Source organism: Pseudarthrobacter linnaei (genome assembly GCF_055412825.1).
In genome coordinates this window covers 102,396-127,732 of sequence record NZ_JBVAYX010000008.1, presented here as the reverse complement: position 1 = coordinate 127,732, position 25,337 = coordinate 102,396, and the positions used below count along the sequence as shown (strand labels likewise).

The following is a 25,337-nucleotide window of genomic DNA, read 5'->3' as shown; positions in this document are numbered from 1 at the left end:
GCTGGGCCCGGGTGTCAGGCCTTGTGTGGCGGACGGGTCATGGACATAACGTCCAGGGCCGTGTCCAGCTGCTCTTCGGTCAGTTCACCGCGTTCCAGGAAGCCCATCGCCACCACGGTTTCGCGGATGGTGAGGCCCTCGGCCACGGCCTTCTTGGCGATTTTCGCGGCGTTCTCGTAGCCGATGAACTTGTTCAGCGGCGTGACGATCGACGGGGAGGCCTCGGCCAGGTAGCGGGCGCGCTCGACGTTCGCGGTGATGCCGTCGATCATCTTGTCGGCCATGACGCGGCTGGTGTTGGCCAGCAGGCGCACGGATTCGAGCAGGTTGGCGGCCATCACGGGGATGCCGACGTTGAGTTCGAAGGCGCCGTTGGTGCCGGACCAGGCGATGGCGGTGTCGTTGCCGATGACCTGGGCGCAGACCATGATGGACGCCTCACAGATCACCGGGTTGACCTTGCCGGGCATGATCGAGGAGCCAGGCTGCAGGTCCGGGATCGCGATTTCGCCGAGGCCGGTGTTGGGGCCGGAGCCCATCCAGCGCAGGTCGTTGTTGATCTTCATGAAGGAGATCGCGATGTTGCGGAGCTGGCTGGAGGCCTCGATCAGGCCGTCACGGTTGGCCTGGGCCTCGAAGTGGTCGCGGGCCTCGGTCAGCGGCAGACCGGTGTCGGCGGCGAGCAGTTCGATGACGCGCTCCGGGAAGCCGGCGGGGGTGTTGATGCCGGTGCCGACGGCGGTGCCGCCGAGCGGAACCTCAGCCACGCGGGGAAGGGAGGCGTTGATGCGCTCGACGCCGTAGCGGACCTGCGCGGCGTAGCCGCCGAACTCCTGGCCCAGCGTCACCGGGGTGGCATCCATGAGGTGGGTGCGGCCGGACTTCACAACGTCCTTGAACTCGACGGCCTTGCGCTCCAGGGACTCCGCGAGGTAGCCCAGCGCCGGGATCAGGTCGTTGATCAGCGCGGACGTGGCGGCCACATGGACCGAGGTGGGGAAAACGTCGTTGGAGGACTGCGAGGCGTTGACGTGGTCATTGGGGTGGACCACCTTGTCGCTGCCGGCGGCCTTGAGCGCGCGGGTCGCCAGTTCGGCAAGGACCTCGTTGGTGTTCATGTTCGATGAGGTGCCCGAGCCGGTCTGGAAGACGTCGATCGGGAAGTCGCCGTCGTACTTTCCGGTGGCGACCTCATCGGCAGCGTCCGCAATCGCCTGGGCCAGCTCGCCGTCGAGCACTCCCAGTTCTGCGTTGGCCTGCGCCGCGGCCTTCTTGACCCGGGCGAGGGCCTCGATGTGGGTGCGCTCCAGGGTCTTGCCGGAGATCGGGAAGTTTTCGACGGCACGCTGCGTCTGGGCACGGTACAGGGCGTTCACGGGAACCCGGACCTCGCCCATCGTGTCGTGTTCAATGCGGAACTCTTCGGTGTTCAACTCTTCTGTGGAAGTCATGGGGCTAGCTTATTGGGCGGAGGCGTCCCACCGAAAACCGTGAAGGCCCTGTTGCCCGGCAGCCGCAGGAACCTAGAGCTCGCCGATTCCGGAAACGAGGTCCGCCCTGCCGTCGGCGAGGCTGTAGGCGAGGCCGATCACCGCTGCCCGGCCGCCCCCGACTGCATCGGAAATCACCCGCGAGCTGTCCACGAGCCGCTGCGACGTCTGCTTGACGTTCTCCACCACCATGTCGTTGACCTCGTGCTGGTTGTTGCGCAGCGAGGTCAATACCGACGGCGTGATGCGTTCCACGAGGCTGCGCATGAAGCCCACGGGCATCTGTCCGGTCTCCATGGCGTCCTTGGTGGCCGTGACCGCCCCGCAGTTGTCGTGTCCCAGGACGACGATCAGTGGCACCGCGAGGACGCTGACGCTGTATTCGAGCGAGCCGAGCACGGCATCGTCGATCACGTGGCCCGCGGTGCGGACCACGAAGGCGTCGCCCAGGCCGAGATCGAAGATGATCTCAGCGGCCAGGCGCGAATCCGAGCAGCCGAAGATCACCGCGAAGGGGTGCTGGTTCTCCACCAGGGAGGAACGGCGGGACGCGTCCTGGTTGGGATGGGACGATTCGCCGGACACAAAGCGCTCGTTGCCTTCGCGGAGACGGCGCCAGGCAAGGGCGGGAGTGAGATAGGTGGCCACGGGAGTACCTTACGGCTAAGGGGCGGGGGATGGCGAAACTGTTGCGGCCGCGGTGCTCCCGGGTGACGCGGTGCCGGCCGTGCCGGACTTGCCCTCCAGGTCATTGACCACCGCTGCTGCCAGCACCGTGAATTCGTCCAGCTGGGCGGATCCGGTCAGGATCACGGTGGTGCCGCCGGCGTCGGCAAGCACCATGCTCTTCTCGCCCTTGCCGGTGTCGCGGAGCTCCCAGTCACGTCCGCCGGCGTTGCGGGTGCCGGTCACGGGCGCGCTCTTCACCTGCTGCAGCAGCCAGGTCGGATTGGACTGCCGCGTCTGGACCAGGGCGATGAAGGATTCCTTGGGGGTGAGGTAGCCGACCTCCCAGGTGGGGACGCCGCTGCCCGATCCGGATTCCCAGCGGGCGTAATTTGCGCGAAATGTGTCGTCGGTATCGGGGGCAGCCGGTGTGAATCCGGCCACATCGGCGGCGTTCTGCGCCACGGCGCTGACGTTGACGTCCGGCCGGTAGCCGCCGGTCTTGGGCGAGGGGTTCATCAGGACGATGGGTAGGAACGCGGCGATGCTCAGGGCCAGCGCAATGATCATGCCGATCACCGAGGCGTTCGCACGCTTCGCCGCACCGGCGCTCAGTACGGGCTTGACGGGCGGCTGGCCGGCGGCGGCGGGTGCTTCCCGGCCGACGGTGCCGGCGGGGGAAGCGGGGGCTGCGGGGGACGTTTCCTGCAATTCACTCACCCCTCTATAGTCGCCCATTCCGGGCTGATCTCACATTCGACTGTGCCGGGCGGGCCGGGGGCGGGCTGTTCACGGAAGGGTCAATCCAAGACGCAGCTTTCCACCGAGACTATGATCAGTATCAGACGAGATCACAAACTAAGAATCACCGGGACGGATCGATCCTGTCCGCACGGCTTCAATGATCGCCACTCGAAGAAGAGGTTCACGTGACACCACCGCCAATGACCCAGAAGTACTCCACGCTTTCGCCGTCCCTCGCCGTCGGCATCGACGAGCCGGACCGCAACCTTGCTCTGGAACTGGTCCGCGTCACCGAAGCCGCTGCCATCGCCGGCGGCGGCTGGGTCGGGTACGGGGACAAGAACAAGGCCGACGGCGCCGCTGTCGACGCCATGCGCTCCTTCCTCCAGACCGTCCACTTCAACGGTGTTGTTGTCATCGGCGAAGGCGAGAAGGATGAAGCCCCGATGCTCTACAACGGAGAGCACATCGGTGACGGCACCGGGCCCGAGTGCGACGTCGCCGTCGACCCGATCGACGGGACGCGGCTGACTGCCCTGGGCATCAACAACGCCCTGGCCGTCCTCGCCGTTGCCGAGCGCGGCTCCATGTTCGACCCCTCCGCGGTCTTCTACATGGAGAAGCTCGTCACCGGACCGGAAGCCGCCGACATGGTTGACCTGCGCCTGCCGGTCAAGCAGAACCTGCACCTCATCGCCAAGGCCAAGGGCGTCAAGGTCAACCAGCTCAACGTGATGATCCTGGACCGCGACCGGCACCGGGGGCTCGTGGAGGAAATCCGCGAGGCCGGTGCCCGGACGAAGTTCATCATGGACGGCGACGTCGCCGGCGCCATCGCCGCGGCCCGCTCGGGCACCGGAGTGGACGCCCTGATGGGCATCGGCGGAACACCGGAAGGCATCATCACGGCCTGCGCCATCAAGGCCCTCGGCGGCGTGATCCAGGGCCGCCTGTGGCCCACCAGCGACGACGAGAAGCAGAAGGCCATCGACGCCGGCCACGACCTGGACCGGGTCCTGTCGACCAACGACCTCGTCTCCAGCGACAACTGCTACTTCGCCGCCACGGGCATCACCGACGGCGACCTGCTCAAGGGCGTGCGTTACTCCAAGGACAAGGTCCTCACCCAGTCCATCGTGATGCGTTCCAAGTCCGGGACGATCCGCTTTGTCGATGGCGAGCACCAGGCCAGCAAGTGGGAAGGCTACGCCCGCAAGGGTTAAGCAGCTGCCCAAACCAGGACACCCGGATCCCGGGGCGCGATTCGCGCCCCGGGATCCGCCGTTTCCAGGCGGCCCGGGCGGGCACGGCATTGGGTAGGGTGGAACCATGACATGGCTAGTAACAGGTGGCGCAGGATATATCGGCTCTCACGTGGTTTCCGCTTTACGCGGGGCCGGGATGCAGGCGGTGGTGGTTGACTCGCTCTCCAGCGGGCACCGCGAGTTCGTCCCGGACGACGTGCCGTTTGTGCACGGCACCATCCTCGACGCGGAACTCGTGGCCCGCACCATGCTGGACCACGGCGTAACCGGCGTGATCCACCTCGCCGGCTTCAAATACGCCGGCGTTTCGGTCCAGGAGCCGCTGCTCACCTACGAGCAGAACGTCACCGGCACGGCAGAACTGCTCAAGGCCATGGAGCTCGCCGAGGTTGACAAGCTGGTCTTCTCCTCCTCCGCCGCGACGTACGGCACCCCCACCGGGGACATCGTCACGGAAAACACCCCGACGCTGCCGGAATCCCCGTACGGGGAGAGCAAGCTGATCGGCGAATGGCTGATCCGCGCCCAGGGCAGGGCGCGGGGACTGAAGCACACCTCGCTGCGCTACTTCAACGTGGTCGGCTCCGGCTCACCCGAACTCTACGACACGAGCCCGCACAACCTCTTCCCGATCGTGCTCCGCGCACTGACCGCAGGGAAGACCCCCCGCATCAACGGCACCGACTACAACACCGCCGACGGCACGTGCGTGCGCGACTACGTGCACGTGGCCGACCTGGCCACGTCCCACGTCGCAGCCGCCCAGGCCCTCGCCGCCGGCACGCCGCTGGAACGCGTCTACAACCTCGGGTCCGGCGACGGGCTCTCCGTCCGTCAGATTATGACGGCGATGGCCACCGTGACCGGCATCGACTTCGAGCCGGAAATCGGGCCACGCCGGGCGGGGGATCCGGACAGGATTGTGGCCGATGGTTCCCTGGCCGCACGCGACCTGGACTGGAAGATGCGCCATACCGTCGAGGACATGGTTGCCAGCGCGTACGAGGCACAGAAGAAAGCCGCCGACGCCGGACACTAGGCACCCCGCGGGGACATGCCCAGCGTTCATGCCCAGGACCGGACATAGTGGGTCTATGTCCACCCGCCGGGGCTGAGGCAGGACATGTCCAGGTCTGATACCCGGATTAGTACTGCTGACGCGGGGCATGTCCAGTGGTGGTGCCTGGGGTTGCGCTGCCACAGCGGGGCATGTCCAGTGCGCGGGCTCGGAAATGGACATGGTGGGTCTATGTCCACCCGCGGCGGCTGACGCGGGGCATGTCCAGTGGTGGTGCCTGGGGTTGCGCTGCCACAGCGGGGCATGTCCAGTGCGCGGGCCCGGAAATGGACATGGTGGGTCTATGTCCACCCGCGGCGGCTGACGCGGGGCATGTCCAGTGGTGGTGCCTGAGGTTGCGCTGCCACAGCGGGGCATGTCCAGTGCGCGGGCCCGGAAATGGACATGGTGGGTCTATGTCCACCCGCGGCGGCTGACGCGGGGCATGTCCAGTGGTGGTGCCTGGGGTTGCGCTGCCACAGCGGGGCATGTCCAGTGCGCGGGCCCGGTAATGGACATGGTGGGTCTATGTCCACCCGCGGCGGCTGACGCGGGGCATGCCCGGTGGGGGGGGAGGGCTAGCGGCGGAGTGCGCCGCGCAGCCGGACGGGCAGCCTTCGGGCCGCCGCGAGGCCGCGGCGGACCGCCTGCGCGCCCTTCCGGACCAGTTGGTATCCGTTGTAGCGCACCGTCCGTACCGGCAGGTCCCAGGTCCCGGGATACTCGACCTCGTGCCCGCCGAAGGACTTCTTGAAGGAAGTGAACCCCGCCCACTTGTGGTCGGGCTCGTCCGCGGGGGCCACGCCCCAGAGATCCACCTGCTTCAGGCCCTTGTCCCTGGCATCGGCCATCAGGGTGACCAGCAGCGGAATCCCGGCGCTGAGCTTCCGGTGCGCGTCATCCAGCGCGGCGTGGGCATAGGTGCGGGTGTCCGCGGAGTCGTAGGCGAGGGCGGCCGCAATCGGCTCGCCCGCGAGGTCGGCGATGAAGAGTGTCGCGGCACCGGAGGGCATCAGGGAGCGGGCGACCTGGGTGAGATAGTCGTCGCTCTGCGGCTTGAAACCGCTGCGCGACGCCGTCAGGTGCAGGAAACCCAGCAGGACCGAGATCTCCTCCGGGTCGTGGCTGGAACGGAACGTCACGCCCTTCTTGTGGATGTTCCGGTACAGGTTGCGGTTCACCGGCTTCATCTCCGCCAGAACGTCCTTGAAGTCCCTGTCCAGGTCCACGACCCAGGAGCGTTCCGGCTGCTGGTTCGCCGGGGCCGGCCGGAGGCCGCGCGCGCGCAGGACAGCGCCGGCGCCCGCGGCAGTGAAGCCGGCGTCGACCGGTTCGAGGCGGACAAACACGGCGCCGCAGCTGCGGGCCAGCTCCGCGAGTGCCTCCAGCGCGGCGTCGAACGCGGCCAGGGAAGCGGCCACCGGGCCGTAGGGGGCGTAGAGCAGTTTCCCCGCGGGGTTGCTTTCCTCGATGGCCAGGAAGCTCCAGCCGGCGCCCGAGCGCTCATGCACGGTCCGCCCCAGGGCGCGCTGGAAGTTTGCCCACGCGGGGCTCTGCAGGAAATGGTCCACGGTCTCAGGCTTTCAGGGCGGTGGTGACGGCAAAGGCCAGGGCGGTCCCGGTGGCGCCGGCGGCGGCATGGGCATTGACCGGCGCCTCGGCCGCGGGCAGGAAGGCGCTCGCGCCGCGCTTCAGCCGCAGTTCACCCTTGGGGGAGTCCAGGAGCACAGAACCGGAGACCACGATGATGACGGCGGCCCCCGACTGCGCCAGCGGGACGGGCCCCGCGCCGGGCTCGAGCTCGACGCGCTGCAGCTGGAACTCCCGGAACGGCGGCCGGAAGACCTCCTGTCCCAGCATGGTCGTCTCGGCGCTGAGCACCGGCACGCCGACGGCCTCGAAGGAGACGGTGCGGAGCAGTTCCGGCACGTCCACGAACTTCGGGGTCAGCCCGCCGCGCAGCACGTTGTCCGAGGAAGCCATGACCTCGACGCCGAGACCGTGCAGGTAGGCGTGGATATTGCCGGCCGGCAGGTAGACAGCCTCGCCCGGCGCCAGCGAGATCCGGTTGAGCAGCAGTGAAATCAGCACGCCCGGATCGCCCGGATACTGCGCATTGAGTGTGACGACGGTGGAAAGCTCGGCCTGGTAGGGCGCCGTCGGGGCGCCGGAGGTCAGCGCCGCCACAATCGCGGCCGTCGCCACCGCGACGTCCTCGCCGCCGGAGATCAGCCGGTTGAAGGCCGAGCGGAGGGCCGTGGGCTCATCGTGCTGCGCCAGATCCTCCAGCAGCACCGGTACGAGCGGCGGCAGCGCCAGGCCGGCCAGCTCAAAATCGGCCACCAGCACCTGGAAAACGGCACGGGACTCAGCCGCCGGCCGGAAGCCGCACAGCGCCTCGAACGGTGTCAGCGCGAGGATCATCTCCGGCTTGTGGAAGGCGTCCTTGTAGTTGCGTTCCGCTGCCGCGCGGTCAACGCCGGCGGCCTCCTCGCGGGCGAACCCTTCCCGGGCCTGCGCGAGCGTCGGGTGCACCTGGAGGGACAGGGGGCTGTCGGCGGCCAGGAGTTTGAGCAGGAAGGGAAGGCGGGGGCCGAATTCGGCCACGCTGGCGCTGCCCAGATGGTGCTCCGGATCCTCCGCGATCAGCGCATCCAGGGCCCGTCGTCCGCCGTCGTCCGGGACCGCGGCGTGCGCGCTGGTCGATCCGGCGCCGGCCGGACTGAGCGCCACCGAGGGGGAGTCCGGATGCGCGCCGATCCACAGCTCCGCCTCCGGCCCGCCGGACGCCACCCGGCCGAGGAGCCCGGCGATGGCTGTTGTGGAACCCCAGGCATAGGGCCGGAGGACATTCTCGAGTTCGTACACTGCCGGGTGTCCCTATCTGTGACGGAAGGCTGCTGGAAAACTGGTCGGAAGGGACTACAGCGGCGCGCACTGGCCGTTCGTAGCCACGAGGTTGCGGATCGACTGCTCGTCGCCGTTGCGCTTGAACTGGTTGAGCATCTCCTCGGTGATCGGCTCGCCGTCCGGCGTGGTCGTCACCGGAGTGAAGTCAGACGGCGACGACGGCGCGGGCTGGGTGCCGGGCTGTGCGCGGGGCAGCGCACCGGCAGCCGACAGCGGTCCGGGGGCCGCGTCCTGCGGACGGATGCCGTCGACGGCGGGGCGCGCCTCGGGGGCGGGGCCGAGGAGTTCGTCGACCCGTTGGTGGATCTGGTCGAAATCCGGGACCGTCGAGAAGGACGCGTCGAAGTCGGGCGGTCCGATGGTGAGCCGGCTCATGTCCTGGCCCTTGGCGTTCATCGCCAGATCCACGAAGCTGCCGAGCTGGCCGGCGGAGACGTTGGAGTCCACCACCTTGGTGCCCGCGCTGGCGATGTCCTCGAACTTGGCCAGCAGGGTGGCCGGATCCAGCTGCTTCAACATGGCCTGCTGGACACATTGCTGACGCTGGATGCGGGCGTAGTCATCAACGAACTCACGCGAACGGCCGTACCAGAGCGCGTGATAGCCGTCGAGGTGCTGCTCCCCGGCGGGGATCCAGCCGGTCGGCATGCCATGGATGCCGTTGGCCTCGTCGACCATGTCGCCGCTGAGCGGGACCCAGCCGCCGGCCTTGATCCGGATGCCGCCCATGGCATCAATGAGTTTGGCGAAGCCCTCCATGTCCACCAGCACGTAGGCCTGGACCTTGATGCCCAGCGTCCCGGAGACGGCTTCCATCGTGGCTTGAGCGCCCGGGTCCGCCACGCCGGGGTACAGGTCCTGGTGTTCGTTGGTGACCTCGGTGTTGATGGCGTTGATGAGGCACTCATTGCCGCAGTCGTACCCGTCAGGGTAAATCTTGCGCATCGGTGAGTCCTCGCTGAACTGCGCGTTCTGCAGGTTCCGGGGCACGGAGATGATGGCGGTCTTGCCGGTCTTGGCATCGACGCTGATGACCGAGAGGCTGTCCGGCCGGCGGCCGGTCCGGTCCGCCCCGGCATCGCCGCCCATCATGAGGAAGTTGTACCGGCCCTCCGAGGGCTCCATCGTCGGTCCGTTGGAGAAGATGTTGCCGATGGCGTCGCGGCTGACGTTGAGCAGGTACGCGGCGTAGCCCAGCGAGCCGCTGCTGAGAATCATGGCCAGCACCAGGGCGGCGACGACGGCAGGGCGCACGCCGGGCGCCAGCAGCACGGGACGGATCAGCCGCAGGGTGTTGATGAACAGGGCGGCCCAGCCGATGGCCAGCGCCGCCAGGCCGACGACCAGCAGCAGCGCTGTGACCGGATTCGTGATCAGGTTGATCAGCGTTGACCGGGATGCCAGCAGGAGCACGGCCGCGAGGACGGCCAGCACCCAGACGGTGAGGGTGACACGCAGCGCCACCCGCCCCAGCCGCCGGTTGCCAGCGACAATCTGGGCGCTGCCGGGTACCAGCAGGGTCATCAGGACCAGCAGGAAGGCACGCTTGGTCAGTACCGGTGCGGCTGCCCCCGACGGATGCCGGACGGGATCCGTGCTGGACGGTGCAGCTGTCCGCTTCTGCGGCGCCGGCTGCCGGGACGGGGCATAACTGTTGGTCATCTGGCGATCCTTAACGGCTGCCCCGGGTGACGACGTTCGCGTCCGCGAAGACTTCGCTCACCTTGTGCCGCAGGTTCGCGCCCTTCCGGGTGGCGACGTCGTTGAGTTCCTGGGCGAAGTTGAGCAGTTCGGTGCGGAGCTGGGCGGCCAGCGGGTCCGTGCCGGAGGCCAGCATGCGCACGGCCAGCAGACCGGCGTTCCGGGCCCCGCCGATGGATACGGTTGCGACCGGAACCCCGGCGGGCATCTGGACGATGGAGAGCAGGGAGTCCATGCCGTCGAGGGTCTTGAGCGGGACCGGGACGCCGATGACCGGAAGCGGTGTGACCGAGGCGAGCATGCCCGGCAGGTGCGCGGCGCCGCCGGCGCCGGCGATGAGGACACGCAGACCGCGTTCATGGGCCGTCTGGCCATAGCGGATCATTTCCAGTGGCATGCGGTGCGCTGAGACGACGTCGGCCTCAAAGGCGATGCCGAATTCGGCGAGGGCCTCGGCCGCGGCCTCCATCACGGGCCAGTCGGAGTCCGAGCCCATCACGAGCCCGACGATCGGGGCATCGGCCCCGGCGTCCGCTGCCGGGAACGGGGCGTCCGCGGGCGGGATGGTGCTGCCGTTGTTGCTGGTGGTGCTCATGCGTTCTCCTCGTGTGCTCCCGCTGCGGTGCGGGACGGGGCCCTGCCGTTACGGATGATGTTGGCGACCGTGGTGGCGCGTTCGCGCACCGAGTCGATGTCGGCCACGGAGCCGCCGACGAGGTTGACGTGGCCGATCTTGCGGCCCGGCCGGACGGCCTTGCCGTAACAGTGGACCTTCGCTGCGGGTTCGCTGGCGAGGGCTGCGGGATAGGCGGAGAACAGATTCTGGTTCTCGCCGCCCAGGAAGTTCTTCATCACGACCACTGGGCCCAACAGGTCCGTGGCGCCGAGCGGCAGATTGAGGATGGCGCGGAGGTGCTGTTCGAACTGGCTGGTCACGGAGCCGTCCTGGGTCCAGTGGCCGGTGTTGTGAGGACGCATGGCGAGCTCGTTGATCAGGAAGCCTGATCCGACGCCGGGGGTTTCGAACAGCTCGACGGCCATCACACCGGTGACGCCGAGTTCGCTGGCGATCCGGAGGGCAGCGTTTTCGGCCGCGGCCGCGACCTCGAGCGGGATGTCCAGGGCCGGGGCGATGACTTCGTCGCAGACGCCGTCGACTTGGATCGTGTGCACCACGGGCCAGGCCCGTGACTCACCGTCCGGTGTCCGTGCCACCAGGGCAGAGAGCTCGCGGCTGAATTCCACCTTCGCCTCCGCGAGCAGCGGTGACATCGCCCCGAACCAGTCAGCAGTATCCGCGGCGTCCGCCGCGGAGTCCACGATCCGCACGCCCTTGCCGTCGTAGCCGCCGCGCGGGGTTTTCAGGACCACCGGCCAGCCACTGTCCTCGCCGAACGCGACCAGCGCGGCGACGTCGTCGACCGCCGCCCAGCGCGGATTGGGCAGTTCCAGCCTGTCGATGGCCGCCCGCATCACGAGCTTGTCCTGGGCGTTGACCAGCGCGTCCGGTCCCGGATGGACGTTCACGCCGGCCCGCTGGAGGGAACGGAGGTGTTCGGTGGGGACGTGCTCGTGGTCGAATGTCAGCACGTCCAGGCCGCGGGAAAACTCAAGGAGATGGTCCAGGTCGGTGTAATCACCGACCGGGGCATAGGCCACGGCGGCAACGGCTGAGACGTCCTCACCTTCGGCAAGGACGCGGAGCTCGAAGCCCAGGGCGGTGGCCGCGGGGGCCATCATTCGGGCGAGTTGGCCGCCGCCAACCACACCGATCACAGGAAAAGTCACAAGTCCAAGCCTACCGAAAACCTCGCCATATCCCGGCTTTTGAACGTCCCGGTGCGGGATCCGGGCGGCCACGGGCCCCTTTTCGGCGGGGTTGTCGGGGGCGGCCCCCGGCATTTTGGCCGGCATTTTGACCGGCGTCCGGCCGGCTTCCGGGCTTCACAGTTGGGGCCGTGGGACGGGCCGACGGGGCGCGCCCCCGGCAATGGGCGCTAAAATGGGCCGTTGGCCCAATGGCCGACAGTTCAAAAAGGCCACGGAGGGTCATGATTACTACACTTAGCGAGCGCTTGCGCGGGCTCGCCTCGCTCTTCTGGCGCGAAGTGGCCAAGTTCGGTGCGGTGGGCGGAGTCGCGTTCATTATTGACAACGGACTCACGTACTACCTGATGCACGGCCCGATGACCGACAGCGAGGCCAAGGCCCGCTTTGTGGGCGCCAGCATCGCAACGATCTTCTCCTGGATTGCGAACCGCTTCTGGACCTTCCGCCACCGCCGCCAGGACAACGTGCTCCGCGAGTTCGGGATGTTCATCCTGATCAACGGCATCGGCATCGGCATCTCGACAGGATTCACCGCCCTTGCCAAGTACGGCTTCGGGGTCACGGACAAGAACATGCTCTTCGCCGCCGGCATCGTCGGCATCCTGGTCGCCACAGTCGTGCGCTTTTTCGCCTACCGCTTCCTGGTCTTCAACAAGGAACTCGACGAAGAGCCGGAGTTCTCGCACGACCACGAAATCATCGAACGGCACCCGCACACGCACCCCGCCCCCGCCGTCAGGAACAGCCCCGCCGTCAATACCCGCGCCGTCAAGACCCGCGCCGTCAAGGACCCGGAACGGCCGGGCCCCCCGGCCTAGGAGGAACCGGCCTGCCGCCGGCAACCCCGGCACCCGGCTCAGCTGCCGGTGATGCGCTCGTCCGCGAGCAGTTTCTCCGTGACCGTGACCTCGGGGTGCACCAGGACCACCGAACCGTCCCTCTTCCAGGCGCCCAGGCAATGGGACAGGGCGGGCTCCGGGCCGTCACCGGCGGTCACCAGCAGCCGGACGCCTGCGTCGTGCGCGGCCGCGAAGCCGTCCAGCAGATCACCATGGGTATGCTCCGTCCCCGCAGCGGCCAGCACGGCCCGCCGCGACGCTTCCGGATCCACGTGCGGCATAAAGACATCCCCGTGGGAGCGAACCTCGGCGGCGTAGTCAACGACGCCGGTGGGCAGCTCGCCCTGCCACCGCATCGCCAGCGCCGGCAGCGCCACCGCCAGGACGGCGTCGAAAGCCCCCTGCGCCGCCCCGGGGCCGGGATCGCCGGTGGCCAGCAGCTCGGCCTCGGCATCGTCGAACACGACCTCCATACCGAGCTGCCAGGCGGCGAGGGCAAGAATCACGGACTTCCAGTGGGCCGGCAGATCAAGCCGCAACCGCGTCCCGGGTTCGGCGTCAAGCTCGTCCTGGAGGAGGTTGCTGGTCTTCGCCACCCAGTTATCCAGGACCCGGCCGGAGAGCTCAACCCGCTCGGACCCGGGCCCGTACCAGGTCAGCCGGGGGGAGGTGGAGTGGCCCGAACGCAGGGCTGTCATCAGGTCGATTGCCGGGATACTCATGGATTCATCTTGCCACGGCAGCCACGGGCGTGATCTCCGTCATATGCCATCCCGCGCCCGCCAGCCGGCGGCCAGCGCCGCGCCGGGAAGTTCCCCGGAAATTCAGCAAAAATTTCTCCGAAGTGCTCAGCACCCTGATTATTCCGCGCAATCTCCGGGGTGTCGCCCAGAAATCCCGGGCGTGGCGTGCCCCCGCTTTGAGCCCGGCGTTGATTATTATCTCCGCCGCGGCTTGACTGCAGATACTTACACACGTGTAATTAGGTATCGAAGGCCGATGTGCGGAAACCGGAACTCAACCGAGTCCTAACGGGTCAGGCAAAGGCTGCAAAATCAGAGAGGAAACGCCAATGGGGCTAGCAGAGCGTATCCATGAAGAGGCCGTCGTTGCTGGGCAGGCCACGGCCAAATACCGTTCACGCGGAGTGCCGAGCGACTGGTATGTCGATCCGGCCGATCCGGACGCGGCGGACCGCTTCAACGAACATACCAAAGATCAACTGCAGGACCAGGCGACAGCCTTCCTCGCGGCGCACGACGAACTTCTCTCCGGTCCGGACCTGGAGAACGATCTTCACGATCCGCCGATGGAGCTCCAGACCCTCCACGCAGGCACCACCACTCAGCCGGTATGGATCGGACTGCCCTCCCAGCAGGACTTCGACGACGAAGGCGAGCTGGGCTGGCAGACGGACGCGCTCTGCGCGCAGACCGACCCGGAGGCATTCTTCCCCGAGAAGGGTGGCTCCACCCGCGACGCCAAGAAGGTCTGCGGGGCGTGCAACGTGCGCTCACAGTGCCTGGAATACGCCCTGTCCAACGATGAGCGTTTCGGCATCTGGGGTGGCCTCTCCGAGCGCGAGCGGCGCCGGCTTAGGAAGCGAGCAATCTAATTCTTCAAGAAGTACGAGTCACCGCCGTCGTGGTTTCCCACGACGGCGGTGACTTTCTCCCCAGGACCCTCGCGGCGCTGGCGGCTCAGAGCCGGCCCGCGGACACCTGCATCGGGGTTGATACCGGTTCCCGCGACGATTCGGCGGCGCTCCTCGAGCAGGCCTTCGGCGCAGACAACGTCACAGTCTTTGAGCAGGCCCGCAGTGGCATGGGCGCGGCGGTGCAGGCAGGCCTCGGCGCCCTCGCACCGTGGGGCGGCGCCGGCCCGTCCGGCAAGGGCGGCGCCGGCCGCCCCGCGGTCGAGTGGATCTGGCTGCTGCACGACGACGCAGCCCCCGCCCCCGAGGCCCTCGCCGAACTGCTCCGCGCCGTCGAACGTGCCCCCTCGGTCACGGTGGCGGGCTGCAAGCAGCTGGACTGGCACTCCGAGCGCCGGCTGATCGACGTCGGGCTCTCCACCAGCCGCTGGGCCGAGCGGCTGACGCTCATCGAAGCCGACGAGCTCGACCAGGGACAATACGACGGACGCAGCGACACCTTCGCGGTCAACTCCGCCGGCATGCTGGTCCGCCGCGATGTCTGGGAGGACCTTGACGGCTTCGACCCGGCACTTCCGGGCAGCGGCGACGACGTCGACTTCTGCTGGCGCAACCGGCTGGCCGGACACCGTGTGGTGGTGGTCCCGAGTGCACGGATGTTCCATGTCTCGCACCGCCCGCACGCCCTGGGCAACGCGGGGGCGGCCCGCAAGGCCCAGGTGCATTTGCGGCTCAAGCACGCCCCTGCCTGGAAAGTTCCGCTGCACGCCGCCGGGGCCCTGCTGGGCAGCATCTTCAAGCTGGTCCTGAGTATCGCGGTCAAAGATCCCGGACACGGTTTCTCGCAGCTCCTGGCCACCTTCGGTGCCCTTTCACGCCCCGCGGCCGTGGCCCGGGGCCGGCGCAACGCTGCCCGGACGCGCCGCATCCGGCGTTCCGTCATCAAGGGCCTGCAGACCCCGCGGCGCGAGGTCTGGGCGCACCGCCGTTCGCTCATGGAGGCCCTCGGGGCCGATGACGCCGGGGATAACCCGGGCGGCATCGACCCCCTGGCCGAGCAGCCCACCGGCGACTCGGCGGACGACTTCGCCGCCCTGACCACTTCCGAGCGGGGCTGGGTGGGCAACGGCGCGCTGCTCGCCGTCCTGCTCACCACCGCGGCCTCCCTGGTCGGCCTGCTAAGCCTGTTCCGGGCCGAAGCTGTCGCCGGCGGCGCAAGCATTCCGCTCTCGCTGCGGCTGGGCGACATCTGGAACCACGCCTCCGGCTGGTGGATCACCCTTGGCGCAGGACTTCCCGGGCACGGTGACCCCTTCGGCTACGTGCTGTGGGCCCTGGGCGCGGTCGGCGGCGGCAACGCCAACAGTGCACTCGCCGGGTTCCTCATCCTGGCCATGCCGCTTTCCGCCCTCGGCGCCTGGTTTGCTGCGGGAGCGCTGACGCCGCGCCGCCGGCTCCGGCTGGCCGCCGCCCTTATCTGGGCCGGAGCCCCGGCCCTGCAGGTGGCGCTCAACCAGGGCCGCGCCGGCGCCCTGGTCGCCCACGTTATGATGCCGGTGCTGGTGCTGGCCCTGCTGCGGGCCACCGGCACCGCCGCGGGACGCGGGCGCTTCGCCGTTCCGGCCCCCGGGGAGCGGCGCTTCACCGAGGCGCCCCCGGTGAAACCCGGCATCAACGGCACCCCCTCCTGGACCGCCGCCGCCGCGGCCGGACTGGCGCTGGCCGTCGTGACCGCGGCAGCCCCTTCGCTGCTGCTGCCCGGCGTCGTCCTCGTGGCCTTATGCGGCACGCTCCTGGGCCGACGCGGCCGCACCGTGTGGTGGGCGCTGCTGCCCACCCTGGCGCTGTTCGTGCCGTTCCTGGCCTCCACGATTGACCGGCCCCGTGCCCTGCTCGCAGACCCCGGCCGGCCGCTGGGCTTTGACGCGGCACCGCTGTGGCAGCAGGCCCTGGGCCAGCCGCTGCGCTTCACGCCCGACGGCGGCCTCACCGGCCTTCCGGTCTTCGGCGCAGACTCCGCCGTACCGTGGGCGCTCCTGCTCGCCCTGCTGATCGGACTGCCCGTCCTGCTCCTGGCCGTGGCCGCCCTGCTCCTGCCGGGCCGGCCTCCGCGGACTGCCCGCGCCCTCTGGACCGCGGCTCTGCTGCTGCTGGGCGGCGGCTGGCTCAGCAGCCAGGTCGCCACCGGGGCCAGCGCCGACGTCCTGGTCACCCCCTTTACCGGACCGGCTGTGTCGGCCGCGGCCTTTGCCCTCCTGGGGGCGTCCCTGATCGGCGCGGGAGGCCTGCTGGACTCCGCCGACCGGGCCGCCGCCGCAACCACCGGCCGTAAGATCCTGATCCGCGGCACTGCGGTCACGGCCATGATCCTGCTGCTGGCCGGCCCCGTGGCCGGACTGACTGTGTGGGCCGTGCAGAACGTCCTGCCGCCGGCCACTCCGGCTGCCGGAGCGGCCGGCAGCGGTTCCCTGGGCGCCACGCGGCTGGTCCAGCCGGCCGAACCCAGGACCCTCCCCGCAACAGCCATCGACCGCGGCGAAGGACCCGAACAGTCCCGCACCCTCATCATCTCCACCGGCGAAAACGGAACGTTCGACGCCGCGCTCATGCGCGGCGCCGGCACCACCCTGGACTCGCTGTCCACGATTGGCGCCGCCCGCCCGATCATGGGGGAGCCCGGCCAGGAGACCGTCCGTGACGACGACGCCGCCGTGGCTTCGCTGCGCAACGTCGTGGCCACGATCGTGGCCGGACAGGGCGTCGATCCCCGCGCCGAGCTGGAGCAGCTCGGCGTCGGCTTCGTGGTCCTGCGGGCCGCCGATACCGCGGCCCAGCTGACCGCCAGCCGGATGGACGCCGTCCCCGGCCTCGTCGCCGTCGGCAAGACCGACGTCGGCTGGCTCTGGCGGATCAGCCCCCTGAACCAGCCCGTCATCGCGGCCGCCGACGTCGCCCACCGCGTGCGGATCGTCGACGGCGCGGGCGCCACCGTCGGGCTGGTTCCGTCCCAGGCGGTGTCCGCCGACGCCGCGGTGCCCGCCGGGCCGGAAGGACGGCTCGTGGTGCTGGCCGAACGCGCCGATCCCGGCTGGAGCGCCTGGCTCGACGGCCGCAGACTCACCGCCACCACCTCCGGGTGGGCGCAGGCCTTCACCCTGCCCGCCGAGGGCGGGCAATTCAGGCTCCGCTACGAAGCACCCTGGGCCATCTGGACGGGCGCTGCCCAGGCCGTCATCATCGGCCTGACCGTCCTCCTGGCCATCCCCATGCCTGCCCGTCGGCCGAACACCGGCCTCTCCAGGGACGAAGGCTCCCTGCGTAAGGAACATCAACATGCCTAGGGACGACATCCCCGACAGACCCGCCAACGACGCCCACGACCCTGGGGCCGACGCGTACGCCGCGGAGGCCACCGCGCGCCCGCGTGCCCGGCGGCTGGGCGGTGTCGTCGCCGCCGCCGTCCTCGTCGCTGCCGGCGGCGGGCTTGTTTCCGCCACGGCGCTCACGCCTCAGGGTCCCGGCAGCAGCCGGCCCATCGCGGCACCGCTGGCTGCGGTCCCCGCAGGCAGCAGCGTGGGTGTCTGCCCGGGACCGGCCCGGCTCCTGGAAGGTGCCCCCGTGGGCACCGATCCACAGTTCAGTCCGGAATCCGCCACCGCCCGCAGCGATGTCAACGCCGTCGTGCTGGGCTCCAGCTCCGGTGTCCTGCCCGGCAGCAGGCTCGCCTCGCTGACCGGCCGCACCCTGGTCGAACTTGCCAAGGCCGCACCGGCGTCCGAGGGTCCGGCCGCGGCCAGGCCCGCGGCCGCCGCGCCGCTGGCCGGTGTCGTGGCCCAGCAGGGCGTCGACGACGTGACGGTCCTGAGCGCGGACGCCGAAGCCGACCGCCAGCCCTCCGCGGGGGCGCTCATGCGCTACACCGCCGAGGACGGCGACCTCCGCGGCTCCGCGGCCGCAGCCTGCCAGCAGCCCGGCAACGACCTCTGGCTGGTGGGGGCCAACACCGCACTCGGCCGGACCGCCGTGCTGAAGCTCAGCAACGCCTCCAGCAGCCCCGCCACGGTCAGCCTTGAACTTTTCGGCGCCGAAGGCCTGATCCAGGCCCCGGGCAGCCGGGGACTCCTCGTCGCGCCGGGCACCACCCGCTCGGTGATCCTCGCCGGGCTCGCCCCGGGTCAGGAGCGGCTCAGCGTCCGGGTGCGCAGCGCCGGCGGGCCGGTGGCCGCGCACATCCAGCAAAGCGTGTTGCGTGGACTGACGCCCGGCGGCGTCGAGTTCATCGCTCCGGCCGCAGCGCCGGCACTCCGCCAGGTCATCACCGGTGTCGACATCCAGGACCCCGCCGGTCTGGCCGGGCTCACCAGCCAGACCGGCTTCGCGGATGCCGGACCGGCCCTGCAGCTCACAGTGCCGGGTTCCGCCGACGCCGTCATCGCGATCAAGGTCCTCGGGCGGGACGGCCAGAAGGCGCTGCCCGGCGGCGGAGTGGTCACGGCGAAGGCCGGATCCGTCACTGAAGTCCCCCTCGCGGGCGTGCCGGCCGGGCCCTACACGGTGTCTGTCAGTTCGGACGTTTCCTTCACCGCGGCGGCGCGCGCCACCAGGGGACTGACGGCCGCGGATGCCTCCGACTTCGCGTGGTCACCGGCCTCGGCGAGGCTGGGAAGCCAACACGTTGTTCCGGTCCCCGGCTCAGGAGACCGTTACCTGATTTTCGGCGCTCCCGAGGGCCGGGCCACCATCTCCTATACCCCGGTCACGGCGGACGGCAAGATCCACGCGGCCGCGGCCGCCGACATCGCCGGCGGCACCACCGCGTCCATCAAGATCCCGGCCGACGTCGCGGGCTCGCAGCCCGTCGGCTACCTCGTGTCCGCCGCGGGGGATCCGGCCTACGGCGCGGTCCTGCTGCAGCAGGACGGCAAGCAGGACATCTCAACGATCGCCGTCGCCCCCGGAGCCGCGGGCCAGGAGCAGGTCCCGGTCACCCTCGGCTACTGACCGTTCCCGGTCGCCGGGCGGCCCGGGGCGTCGGTGCTGGCCGCAGGTGTGCCTGCGGCCAGGGTTTTCGGCGGATCGGGCTAGTAGCGGCGGCGGTATACAGGATCGAGCGACTCCGGCGGCACGCCCAGCATCTCGGCGGTGTACTCCACCACGACGTCATGGACCAGGTCCTGAAGTTCCTCGCGGCTGCCGGAGGCCTGCTCGACGACCCGGCGGTACAGGGTGATGACCGGTCCCTGCTCCGCCGTGGCGGGGGAGTAGGAGCCCATCGGGGCGACAGCGCGGTCCGCCACGAGCTGTTCGAGCCCCGGCGGGATCTCATCGACGGCGAACCGGACCCCGTCAAGCGGCTTGCCCCAAATATCATGGAGCCGCTCAGCCGAGTCCAGGACAAAGTCGTCGAAACGGTCCGAGCGGGTGCGGAAACCGGGCAGCGTGGGCAGCATCAGTTCGCCGCGGAGCCCGCGGCCGTGCCGGTTCCTGCGCCGCTGGCGGAAGCCCTTCGGCGCCGTGGCCCGGCCGGGACCACCCGCGGTGGAAGAGGCGTCGTGACGTCCGGCGTCGGTTTCAGCCAAGCGGACCGTAAAACCCGGATCTTGGTGCGATGACTGCATATCTCGACTCTAAACCCGGCGGATGGTTTACGCGATACGGGCCGTCCGACCCGCCGCCAGCGTGCCGACCGGCGTCCGGCGGCCCGGGGGAGTAGTCTGTGATGTCGTGGGTGCCATTCGTCTTTGTTCAAGGTCAGCCTGCCGCAATTCAGCGGTGGCCACTTTGACGTACGTCTATGCCGACTCCACTGCCGTGCTGGGGCCGCTGGCAACCTACGCCGAGCCGCACTGTTACGACTTGTGCGAACAGCACGCCGGATCCCTGACCGTCCCGCGCGGCTGGGAAGTGCTGCGGCTGGCCATGCCGGCTACCCCCGCAGGTCCCGGCCCCGATGACCTCCTCGCCCTGGCCGATGCCGTCCGGGAGGCGGCCTCACGGCCCGCATCGCCGGAATCCGGCCAGGGCAAGCGCGGAGTCCACCCCGCACTCGAAGCCCCGGCCGCCACCGAGGGCACCCGCCGGGGGCATCTGCGCGTCCTCCGCGAACCGTCGTAGCCTGCAACTGGCGGTAGGCTGGGAACTGCAAAATCCGTAAGCCACCGGCGCCTGCTGCGGCGTCCACCAGGGAGCGTTCACCATGCCGAAGATCAGTCCCGAACTCCTGTCTGTCCTCAGATGCCCCGTGACCGGGTCCCCGCTGGTGCAGGACGGCGGGGAACTCGTCACCACTGAGGCCGGTTCCGCCGGGGTGAAACTGCGTTACCCGATCGAGGACGGCATCCCCCTGCTGCTTCCGCCGGAACTGCTTCCTGCCGCCGCAGCGGCCCCCGCCTTCCAGCATGACGCCGGCCAGCACGACGCCGACCAGCACGACGCCGGCCAGCACGACGCCGACCAGCCGGACGCCGCGGCCCGGCACACCGCCGGCTAGGCAGCCGGCCCATCGCTGCGCCGTTCGGCTCCGAAGTACTTTCCAGACATTGATCAGCCCCTCTACATCCGTCACAGGCAGCCAGGTCAAGGACCTGCCCGCCGGCCACAGCAAAGGATTCATATGACTCTCGATTACAAGATTGCGGACATTTCCCTGGCCGAAGCAGGCCGGCACCAGATCCGCCTCGCGGAGCATGAAATGCCCGGCCTGATGTCCCTGCGCGAGGAGTTTGGCGCCAGCCAGCCGCTCAAGGGTGCCCGGATCGCCGGGTCCCTGCACATGACGGTGCAGACCGCCGTGCTGATCGAGACTCTCACGGCACTGGGCGCCGAGGTCCGCTGGGCCTCCTGCAACATCTTCTCCACCCAGGACGAGGCCGCCGCGGCCGTTGTGGTCGGCAACGGAACGGTCGAGAACCCCCAGGGTGTTCCCGTGTTCGCCTGGAAGGGCGAGACGCTGGAGGAATACTGGTGGACCGCCGAGCAGATCCTGACCTGGCCCGGGGCGGACAGCAACCCGGACCTCGGCCCGAACATGATCCTCGACGACGGCGGCGACGCCACGATGCTGGTCCACAAGGGAGTCGACTTCGAGGCGCTCGGTGCTGTCCCGGCCACCGCCGAGGACGAGTCCGAGGAGGGACGGGTCTTCCTGGACGTGCTGCGCGCCTCGCTGCAGGCGGATCCGCAGAAGTGGACCCGGATCGGCTCCCGCCTGCTGGGCGTCACCGAGGAAACCACCACCGGTGTGCACCGCCTCTACCAGCTCGCCGAGCAGGGCAAGCTGCTGTTCCCGGCCATCAACGTCAACGACTCCGTCACCAAGAGCAAGTTCGACAACAAGTACGGCATCCGCCACTCCCTGCCGGATGGCATCAACCGGGCCACCGACGTCCTGATGGGCGGCAAGGTCGCCGTCGTCTGCGGTTACGGCGACGTCGGCAAGGGCGCCGCGGAGGCCTTCCGCGGGCAGGGCTCACGCGTTATTGTCACCGAAATCGATCCCATCTGCGCACTCCAGGCAGCCATGGACGGCTACCAGGTCGCGAAGCTGGAATCCGTCCTCAGCGAGGGCCACATCTTCATCACCACGACCGGCAACAAGGACGTCATCATGGCCGAGCACATGGCCGGGATGCGTGACAAGGCGATCGTGGGCAACATCGGCCACTTCGACAACGAGATCGATATGGCCGGGCTGGCCCGGATCCCCGGCATTACGAAGGTTGAAATCAAGCCGCAGGTGCATGAGTGGGTCTTCGCGGAAGATCCCGCCACGGGTGAGGGCAGCCGCTCCATCATCGTGCTGTCCGAGGGCCGCCTGCTGAACCTCGGCAACGCCACCGGCCACCCGTCCTTCGTGATGAGCAACTCCTTCGCCAACCAAACGATCGCGCAGATCGAGCTCTTCACCAAGCGTGACCAGCCAGAAGGGGCGCGGGAGTACGACAAGCAAGTCTACGTACTGCCGAAGATCCTGGACGAGAAGGTTGCCCGTCTGCACCTTGACGCCCTCGGCGTCGAACTGACCGAGCTGTCGAAGGAGCAGGCCGAGTACCTGGACCTGGAGGTGTCCGGCCCGTACAAGCCGGACCACTACCGCTACTAGGAACCGCCGGGGCAGCGGCCCAGGCCGCCAAAGTTCCCGCCGTTCCGCAGTGGAGGGGCCCCGTGCCAGGTGTCCGGGGCCCCGCCCGTGACCTGATCGTGGCGCCGCCGGGGGCGGCGCGCCGGGACGCTTCGCTTATGCTGGCATAAGGAGATTGTGAGCCCGGATGTGGGCTTGAAGGCAAACGCAGTGGGGAACACAGGAAGTGGCCATGACTGAAGAGAGCGGGCGTCGACGCCGGCAGCCGGGACGCGGCTCCCGCAACACCGGGAAAATGCTGGCTGTCGTTGCCATCTGCGCAGTTGTCGGGGCGGGCGGCATCGGCGTCGTCACGTCACCGGGCTGGGCCCATGCCGACATGCCTTCCGAGGCTTCGGCGCCGATGCGGAACGTGTCCGGCCTTGCTGCCCCGGTCGTTAAGCCCGTTGAGCTCGGAGTGACCCCGACCGACGGTGCCAAAGGCGTCAACCCCGCCGCCGCCCCCTCAGTCAAGGCAGTCAACGGCGTCGTGAAAGACGTCGTGCTGGTCCCGGCCGCCGGCGGCGACCCCGTGCCGGGAACCACAAGCCCGGACGGCTCCACCTGGACCGCCGGGGATCCGCTGGAATTCGACACGAAGTACAAGTACAGCTTCACCATCCTTGACCAGGCCGGACGTGAGACAAAGAAGGTCCAGACCTTCGCCACCGTGGCCACGGCCAACGAGGCGGACGCCGCCGTCTATCCGCTCAACGGCACCACGGTCGGGGCCGGACAGCCCGTCGAAATTGTCTTCAGTGAGCCCGTTCTGGACAAGGAGGCCATGGAGAAGGCGATCACCGTCACGGCGTCCTCCGGCCAGGCCGTGGCGTGGCACTGGTATTCGGACCGGCGGGTCCGGATCCGCCCCGAAGCGTTCTGGGCCTCCAACAGTGAGGTCACCGTGGACCTGAAACTCTTCGGCGTGGACTTCGGTAACAAGATGGTCGGCAACTCCGATACCAAGGTCTCCTTCAAGGTCGGACCGCAGCGCCTGGCCGTCGTTGATGACATCACCAAGACCATGAAGGTCTATTTCGACGGCCAACTCGTCAAGACCGCTCCGGTCACGCTGGGCGGCGCTGACTGGCTCTCCCCAACCGGCTATGCCGTCATCATGGAACAGGAACGCCACTCCGACTTCAACGCCGGCAGCATCGGGCTCAAACCCGGCGACAAGGGCTACTACCCGCCGCTGACCGTGGAGTACGCCAACCGCCTGACCAGCTCCGGTGTTTACGTCCACCAGGCCCTCGAATCGGCATGGCGTGCGGTGGGCAGGTCCAACGTCTCGCACGGCTGCGTAGGGCTGCTCCCGGCGGACGCCGCCTGGTTCTTCACCAATATGAAGACCGGCGACGTCGTCCAGACCCTCAACACCGGGGCCCCGGCGGTGGAACCGCTCGAAGGTTTCGGCGACTGGAACATCCCCTGGGCGCAGTACGCCAAGCGCTGACCGGCCGCACCATGCTGCGGCTGACTCCCCGTCGCTGAATCCCGCCGCTGAATCCCTGTCCCTGCGGGGTGGCTTCTCGCCCACTCCGAGGCGCTGGCGGTAGGCTCGGAAGCAGATATGTAGCGTTGCCCGGCCCCGGCCGGCGGCGCGGACACCTACGGAAGCGAAGCTGCAGTGACTGACTCAAGTCCCACCCCTCCGAACCGGCAGGATCCGCAGCTGGATCCGGCCGGTGACGCTGACGAGCCTGCATTCGACTGGATGAAGCCGACGTCCGCCGAGCAGCATTCCGCCGCCGCGTCTGACAGCACAGCCTCTGACAGCGCCGTCTCGGGCAGCGCCGTCTCGGGCAGCGCCGGCTCGGACCGTGCCGCCCCCCACAACAAGGCCCCGGACCGCACAGCCGCACCGGCTGCCGGCAGCATTCCCGGGCCCCTGTCGCGCGCCGACCGCAAGGCGGCCGAAGCCGCCGGGGAGCCGGCGCCCCGGCATAACGGCACCCACTTCAGCGAGCCGCTGCCCACCGCCGCCTTGCAGGTCCGGCCCCCGGAGGAGGAAGTGCAGCGCCGCAACGCCGAACGTGAACATGCCTTGAAGGCCAAACCGGTGGCCCCGCGGGTGATGCAGGTCCTGCTCGCCGTGTGCTTCCCGGTCATCCTGCTGGTGCTGGCAGTCCGGGCCGTCGCCAGCCCGCTGTTCCTCTGGGTGGAGTACAACCGGCCCGGCTTCCCCGGCGACGGTTACGGGTTCAGCACTGACGACCGCATGACCTACGGCTCCTATGCCGTGGACTACCTCAGCAACTGGGCGGGACCGCGGTACCTGGGCGAACTGCTCCACCGCAGCGGCGACAGGCTGTTCGAGGACGGCGAAGTGAGCCATATGGCCGACGTCAAAGTCGTCATCCTGTCCGCTTTCGGCGCCGGGGTCCTGCTCATCCTGCTGAGCCTGATCGCCGTGGTTTACCTGCGGCGCCGCAGCCCAGGGGGAGTGCGGCGCGGCCTGTTTGCCGGGTCGATTGTCACCCTTGTCATCATCATCAGCCTCGGAGTGCTGGCGGTGCTGGGCTGGGAGCGGTTCTTCGCCCAGTTCCACAGCGTCTTTTTCGCCAGCGGCACCTGGACATTCTCCCTGCAGGACACCCTGATCCGGCTGTTCCCGGCCCAGTTCTGGGTCGACGGCGGGATTGTGATCGCGGGCCTGGTGCTGCTCGCCTCGCTCGTCACCCTGATTCTCACCTGGCCGACGCGCAAGCGCCGCGGACTGCCGAAGCGCGGCGAGGCGGTCCAGGACCCGGCCGGGGACATGGCCGCCGAGACTGACCGCGCCGAGACTGACCGCGCCGAGGCCGCCCCCAGCCAGGCTGCCCCCACCAAGGCTGCCTCCGGGGAAGCTGCCCCCACCGACGGTGCCCCCGCGAAGCGGTCGTTCTTCCGGCGGGACAGGTCCGGCAAATCCGGCGAGGCACCTGCCGCGACGGGATCCGCCACGGCCGACGCCGCCGCAGCGGATGCACCCGCCGGACGCTCCGCCGCTGGCGGGCCGGCGGGTGCGGGCTCCGGAGGAGCCCACACCGGCGACTCTGGGACAAACGAGACCCCCGCGC

At 69.1% G+C, this 25,337-nt stretch carries 20 protein-coding genes and 1 pseudogene; 11 read left to right on the top strand and 10 right to left on the bottom strand.

Annotated elements, in window-relative coordinates:
- Positions 1 to 14 precede the first annotated feature (14 nt).
- From ACZYZ3_RS10035 to ACZYZ3_RS10025, 3 genes are all read right to left on the bottom strand, one after another.
- Positions 15 to 1,451, bottom strand: a complete 1,437-nt coding sequence (locus tag ACZYZ3_RS10035) for a class II fumarate hydratase (protein ID WP_463963676.1) — start codon at positions 1,449 to 1,451, stop codon at positions 15 to 17.
- 72 nt (positions 1,452 to 1,523) lie between these two features.
- The gene (locus ACZYZ3_RS10030) at positions 1,524 to 2,138 is read right to left on the bottom strand and encodes a carbonic anhydrase (protein WP_463963675.1); all 615 of its coding nucleotides are present in this window, start codon (positions 2,136 to 2,138) and stop codon (positions 1,524 to 1,526) included.
- A 15-nt stretch (positions 2,139 to 2,153) separates the two neighbouring features.
- A complete protein-coding gene (locus ACZYZ3_RS10025) occupies positions 2,154 to 2,876 on the bottom strand; it encodes a DUF4245 domain-containing protein (protein ID WP_463963674.1) in 723 nt (240 codons plus the stop codon).
- A gap of 224 nt (positions 2,877 to 3,100) precedes the next feature.
- On the opposite strand from ACZYZ3_RS10025, the gene glpX reads away from it, so the two are divergent.
- Positions 3,101 to 4,123, top strand: a complete 1,023-nt coding sequence (glpX, locus tag ACZYZ3_RS10020; RefSeq protein ID WP_463963714.1) for a class II fructose-bisphosphatase — start codon at positions 3,101 to 3,103, stop codon at positions 4,121 to 4,123.
- A 106-nt stretch (positions 4,124 to 4,229) separates the two neighbouring features.
- The gene (gene galE, locus ACZYZ3_RS10015; protein WP_463963673.1) at positions 4,230 to 5,204 is read left to right on the top strand and encodes a UDP-glucose 4-epimerase GalE; all 975 of its coding nucleotides are present in this window, start codon (positions 4,230 to 4,232) and stop codon (positions 5,202 to 5,204) included.
- Positions 5,205 to 5,800: 596 nt separating this feature from the next.
- On the opposite strand, the gene ACZYZ3_RS10010 is transcribed toward galE, so the two are convergent.
- The 5 genes from ACZYZ3_RS10010 to ACZYZ3_RS09990 all read right to left on the bottom strand — a co-directional run bounded on the left by ACZYZ3_RS10010 (position 5,801) and on the right by ACZYZ3_RS09990 (position 11,621).
- Complete coding sequence (locus ACZYZ3_RS10010; RefSeq protein WP_463963672.1) at positions 5,801 to 6,793, bottom strand: lipid II:glycine glycyltransferase FemX; 993 nt, start codon at positions 6,791 to 6,793, stop codon at positions 5,801 to 5,803.
- Between the two features lie 4 nt (positions 6,794 to 6,797).
- Entirely contained in the window at positions 6,798 to 8,090 is a 1,293-nt protein-coding gene (gene manA, locus ACZYZ3_RS10005; protein WP_463963671.1) for a mannose-6-phosphate isomerase, class I, read from the bottom strand.
- A 54-nt stretch (positions 8,091 to 8,144) separates the two neighbouring features.
- Positions 8,145 to 9,794, bottom strand: coding sequence for an LCP family protein (locus ACZYZ3_RS10000; RefSeq protein ID WP_463963670.1), 1,650 nt, complete (start codon positions 9,792 to 9,794; stop codon positions 8,145 to 8,147).
- A gap of 10 nt (positions 9,795 to 9,804) precedes the next feature.
- Entirely contained in the window at positions 9,805 to 10,329 is a 525-nt protein-coding gene (gene purE, locus ACZYZ3_RS09995) for a 5-(carboxyamino)imidazole ribonucleotide mutase (RefSeq protein ID WP_463963713.1), read from the bottom strand.
- A 95-nt stretch (positions 10,330 to 10,424) separates the two neighbouring features.
- Positions 10,425 to 11,621: a 5-(carboxyamino)imidazole ribonucleotide synthase gene (locus ACZYZ3_RS09990; RefSeq protein WP_463963669.1), complete on the bottom strand. Its 1,197-nt coding sequence runs from the start codon at positions 11,619 to 11,621 to the stop codon at positions 10,425 to 10,427.
- 263 nt (positions 11,622 to 11,884) lie between these two features.
- Between ACZYZ3_RS09990 and ACZYZ3_RS09985 the strand changes: the two genes are divergently transcribed.
- Positions 11,885 to 12,481, top strand: coding sequence for a GtrA family protein (locus ACZYZ3_RS09985; RefSeq protein ID WP_463963668.1), 597 nt, complete (start codon positions 11,885 to 11,887; stop codon positions 12,479 to 12,481).
- Positions 12,482 to 12,519: 38 nt separating this feature from the next.
- On the opposite strand, the gene ACZYZ3_RS09980 is transcribed toward ACZYZ3_RS09985, so the two are convergent.
- The gene (locus tag ACZYZ3_RS09980; RefSeq protein ID WP_463963667.1) at positions 12,520 to 13,224 is read right to left on the bottom strand and encodes a TIGR03089 family protein; all 705 of its coding nucleotides are present in this window, start codon (positions 13,222 to 13,224) and stop codon (positions 12,520 to 12,522) included.
- Between the two features lie 350 nt (positions 13,225 to 13,574).
- On the opposite strand from ACZYZ3_RS09980, the gene ACZYZ3_RS09975 reads away from it, so the two are divergent.
- From ACZYZ3_RS09975 to ACZYZ3_RS09965, 3 genes are read left to right on the top strand one after another with little or no spacing between them, the layout of a single operon-like run.
- Positions 13,575 to 14,117 carry a WhiB family transcriptional regulator gene (locus ACZYZ3_RS09975; RefSeq protein WP_463963666.1) on the top strand — a complete coding sequence of 181 codons (543 nt, stop codon included), beginning with the start codon at positions 13,575 to 13,577 and terminating at the stop codon, positions 14,115 to 14,117.
- Complete coding sequence (locus ACZYZ3_RS09970) at positions 14,117 to 17,497, top strand: glycosyltransferase (RefSeq protein WP_463963712.1); 3,381 nt, start codon at positions 14,117 to 14,119, stop codon at positions 17,495 to 17,497. The genes ACZYZ3_RS09975 and ACZYZ3_RS09970 overlap by 1 nt, the downstream gene beginning before the upstream one ends.
- Positions 17,490 to 19,157 carry a DUF5719 family protein gene (locus ACZYZ3_RS09965; RefSeq protein WP_463963665.1) on the top strand — a complete coding sequence of 556 codons (1,668 nt, stop codon included), beginning with the start codon at positions 17,490 to 17,492 and terminating at the stop codon, positions 19,155 to 19,157. The genes ACZYZ3_RS09970 and ACZYZ3_RS09965 overlap by 8 nt, the downstream gene beginning before the upstream one ends.
- Before the next feature lie 80 nt (positions 19,158 to 19,237).
- Here the strand turns inward: ACZYZ3_RS09965 and ACZYZ3_RS09960 are convergent, their stop codons facing one another.
- Positions 19,238 to 19,774: a metallopeptidase family protein gene (locus ACZYZ3_RS09960; protein ID WP_463963664.1), complete on the bottom strand. Its 537-nt coding sequence runs from the start codon at positions 19,772 to 19,774 to the stop codon at positions 19,238 to 19,240.
- 106 nt (positions 19,775 to 19,880) lie between these two features.
- Here ACZYZ3_RS09960 and ACZYZ3_RS09955 point away from each other — a divergent pair, with 106 nt between their 5' ends.
- From ACZYZ3_RS09955 to ACZYZ3_RS09935, 5 genes and pseudogenes are all read left to right on the top strand, one after another.
- Complete coding sequence (locus ACZYZ3_RS09955) at positions 19,881 to 20,270, top strand: DUF3499 domain-containing protein (protein ID WP_463963663.1); 390 nt, start codon at positions 19,881 to 19,883, stop codon at positions 20,268 to 20,270.
- An 82-nt stretch (positions 20,271 to 20,352) separates the two neighbouring features.
- On the top strand, positions 20,353 to 20,646 hold the full coding sequence (locus ACZYZ3_RS09950) for a Trm112 family protein (RefSeq protein WP_463963662.1): 294 nt from the start codon (positions 20,353 to 20,355) through the stop codon (positions 20,644 to 20,646).
- A gap of 123 nt (positions 20,647 to 20,769) precedes the next feature.
- Positions 20,770 to 22,257: an adenosylhomocysteinase gene (ahcY, locus tag ACZYZ3_RS09945; protein ID WP_463963661.1), complete on the top strand. Its 1,488-nt coding sequence runs from the start codon at positions 20,770 to 20,772 to the stop codon at positions 22,255 to 22,257.
- 211 nt (positions 22,258 to 22,468) lie between these two features.
- Complete coding sequence (locus ACZYZ3_RS09940; RefSeq protein ID WP_463963660.1) at positions 22,469 to 23,731, top strand: L,D-transpeptidase; 1,263 nt, start codon at positions 22,469 to 22,471, stop codon at positions 23,729 to 23,731.
- Between the two features lie 174 nt (positions 23,732 to 23,905).
- Positions 23,906 to 25,036 (top strand): annotated as a pseudogene (locus ACZYZ3_RS09935) (TIGR01906 family membrane protein); the annotation flags it as partial.
- Positions 25,037 to 25,337: the final 301 nt, after the last annotated feature.

Excerpts from the sequence above, each read along its gene's own strand:
- galE (WP_463963673.1), top strand. The coding sequence starts at position 4,230 with ATGACATGGCTAGTAACAGGTGGCGCAGGATATATCGGCTCTCACGTG.
- ACZYZ3_RS10035 (WP_463963676.1), bottom strand. The coding sequence starts at position 1,451 with ATGACTTCCACAGAAGAGTTGAACACCGAAGAGTTCCGCATTGAACAC.
- ACZYZ3_RS09980 (WP_463963667.1), bottom strand. The coding sequence starts at position 13,224 with ATGAGTATCCCGGCAATCGACCTGATGACAGCCCTGCGTTCGGGCCAC.
- ACZYZ3_RS09965 (WP_463963665.1), top strand. The coding sequence starts at position 17,490 with ATGCCTAGGGACGACATCCCCGACAGACCCGCCAACGACGCCCACGAC.
- ACZYZ3_RS09940 (WP_463963660.1), top strand. The coding sequence starts at position 22,469 with ATGACTGAAGAGAGCGGGCGTCGACGCCGGCAGCCGGGACGCGGCTCC.
- ACZYZ3_RS09960 (WP_463963664.1), bottom strand. The coding sequence starts at position 19,774 with ATGCAGTCATCGCACCAAGATCCGGGTTTTACGGTCCGCTTGGCTGAA.
- ACZYZ3_RS09950 (WP_463963662.1), top strand. The coding sequence starts at position 20,353 with ATGCCGAAGATCAGTCCCGAACTCCTGTCTGTCCTCAGATGCCCCGTG.
- ACZYZ3_RS09975 (WP_463963666.1), top strand. The coding sequence starts at position 13,575 with ATGGGGCTAGCAGAGCGTATCCATGAAGAGGCCGTCGTTGCTGGGCAG.
- ACZYZ3_RS10000 (WP_463963670.1), bottom strand. The coding sequence starts at position 9,794 with ATGACCAACAGTTATGCCCCGTCCCGGCAGCCGGCGCCGCAGAAGCGG.
- ACZYZ3_RS09985 (WP_463963668.1), top strand. The coding sequence starts at position 11,885 with ATGATTACTACACTTAGCGAGCGCTTGCGCGGGCTCGCCTCGCTCTTC.
- purE (WP_463963713.1), bottom strand. The coding sequence starts at position 10,329 with ATGGGCTCGGACTCCGACTGGCCCGTGATGGAGGCCGCGGCCGAGGCC.
- ahcY (WP_463963661.1), top strand. The coding sequence starts at position 20,770 with ATGACTCTCGATTACAAGATTGCGGACATTTCCCTGGCCGAAGCAGGC.
- glpX (WP_463963714.1), top strand. The coding sequence starts at position 3,101 with ATGACCCAGAAGTACTCCACGCTTTCGCCGTCCCTCGCCGTCGGCATC.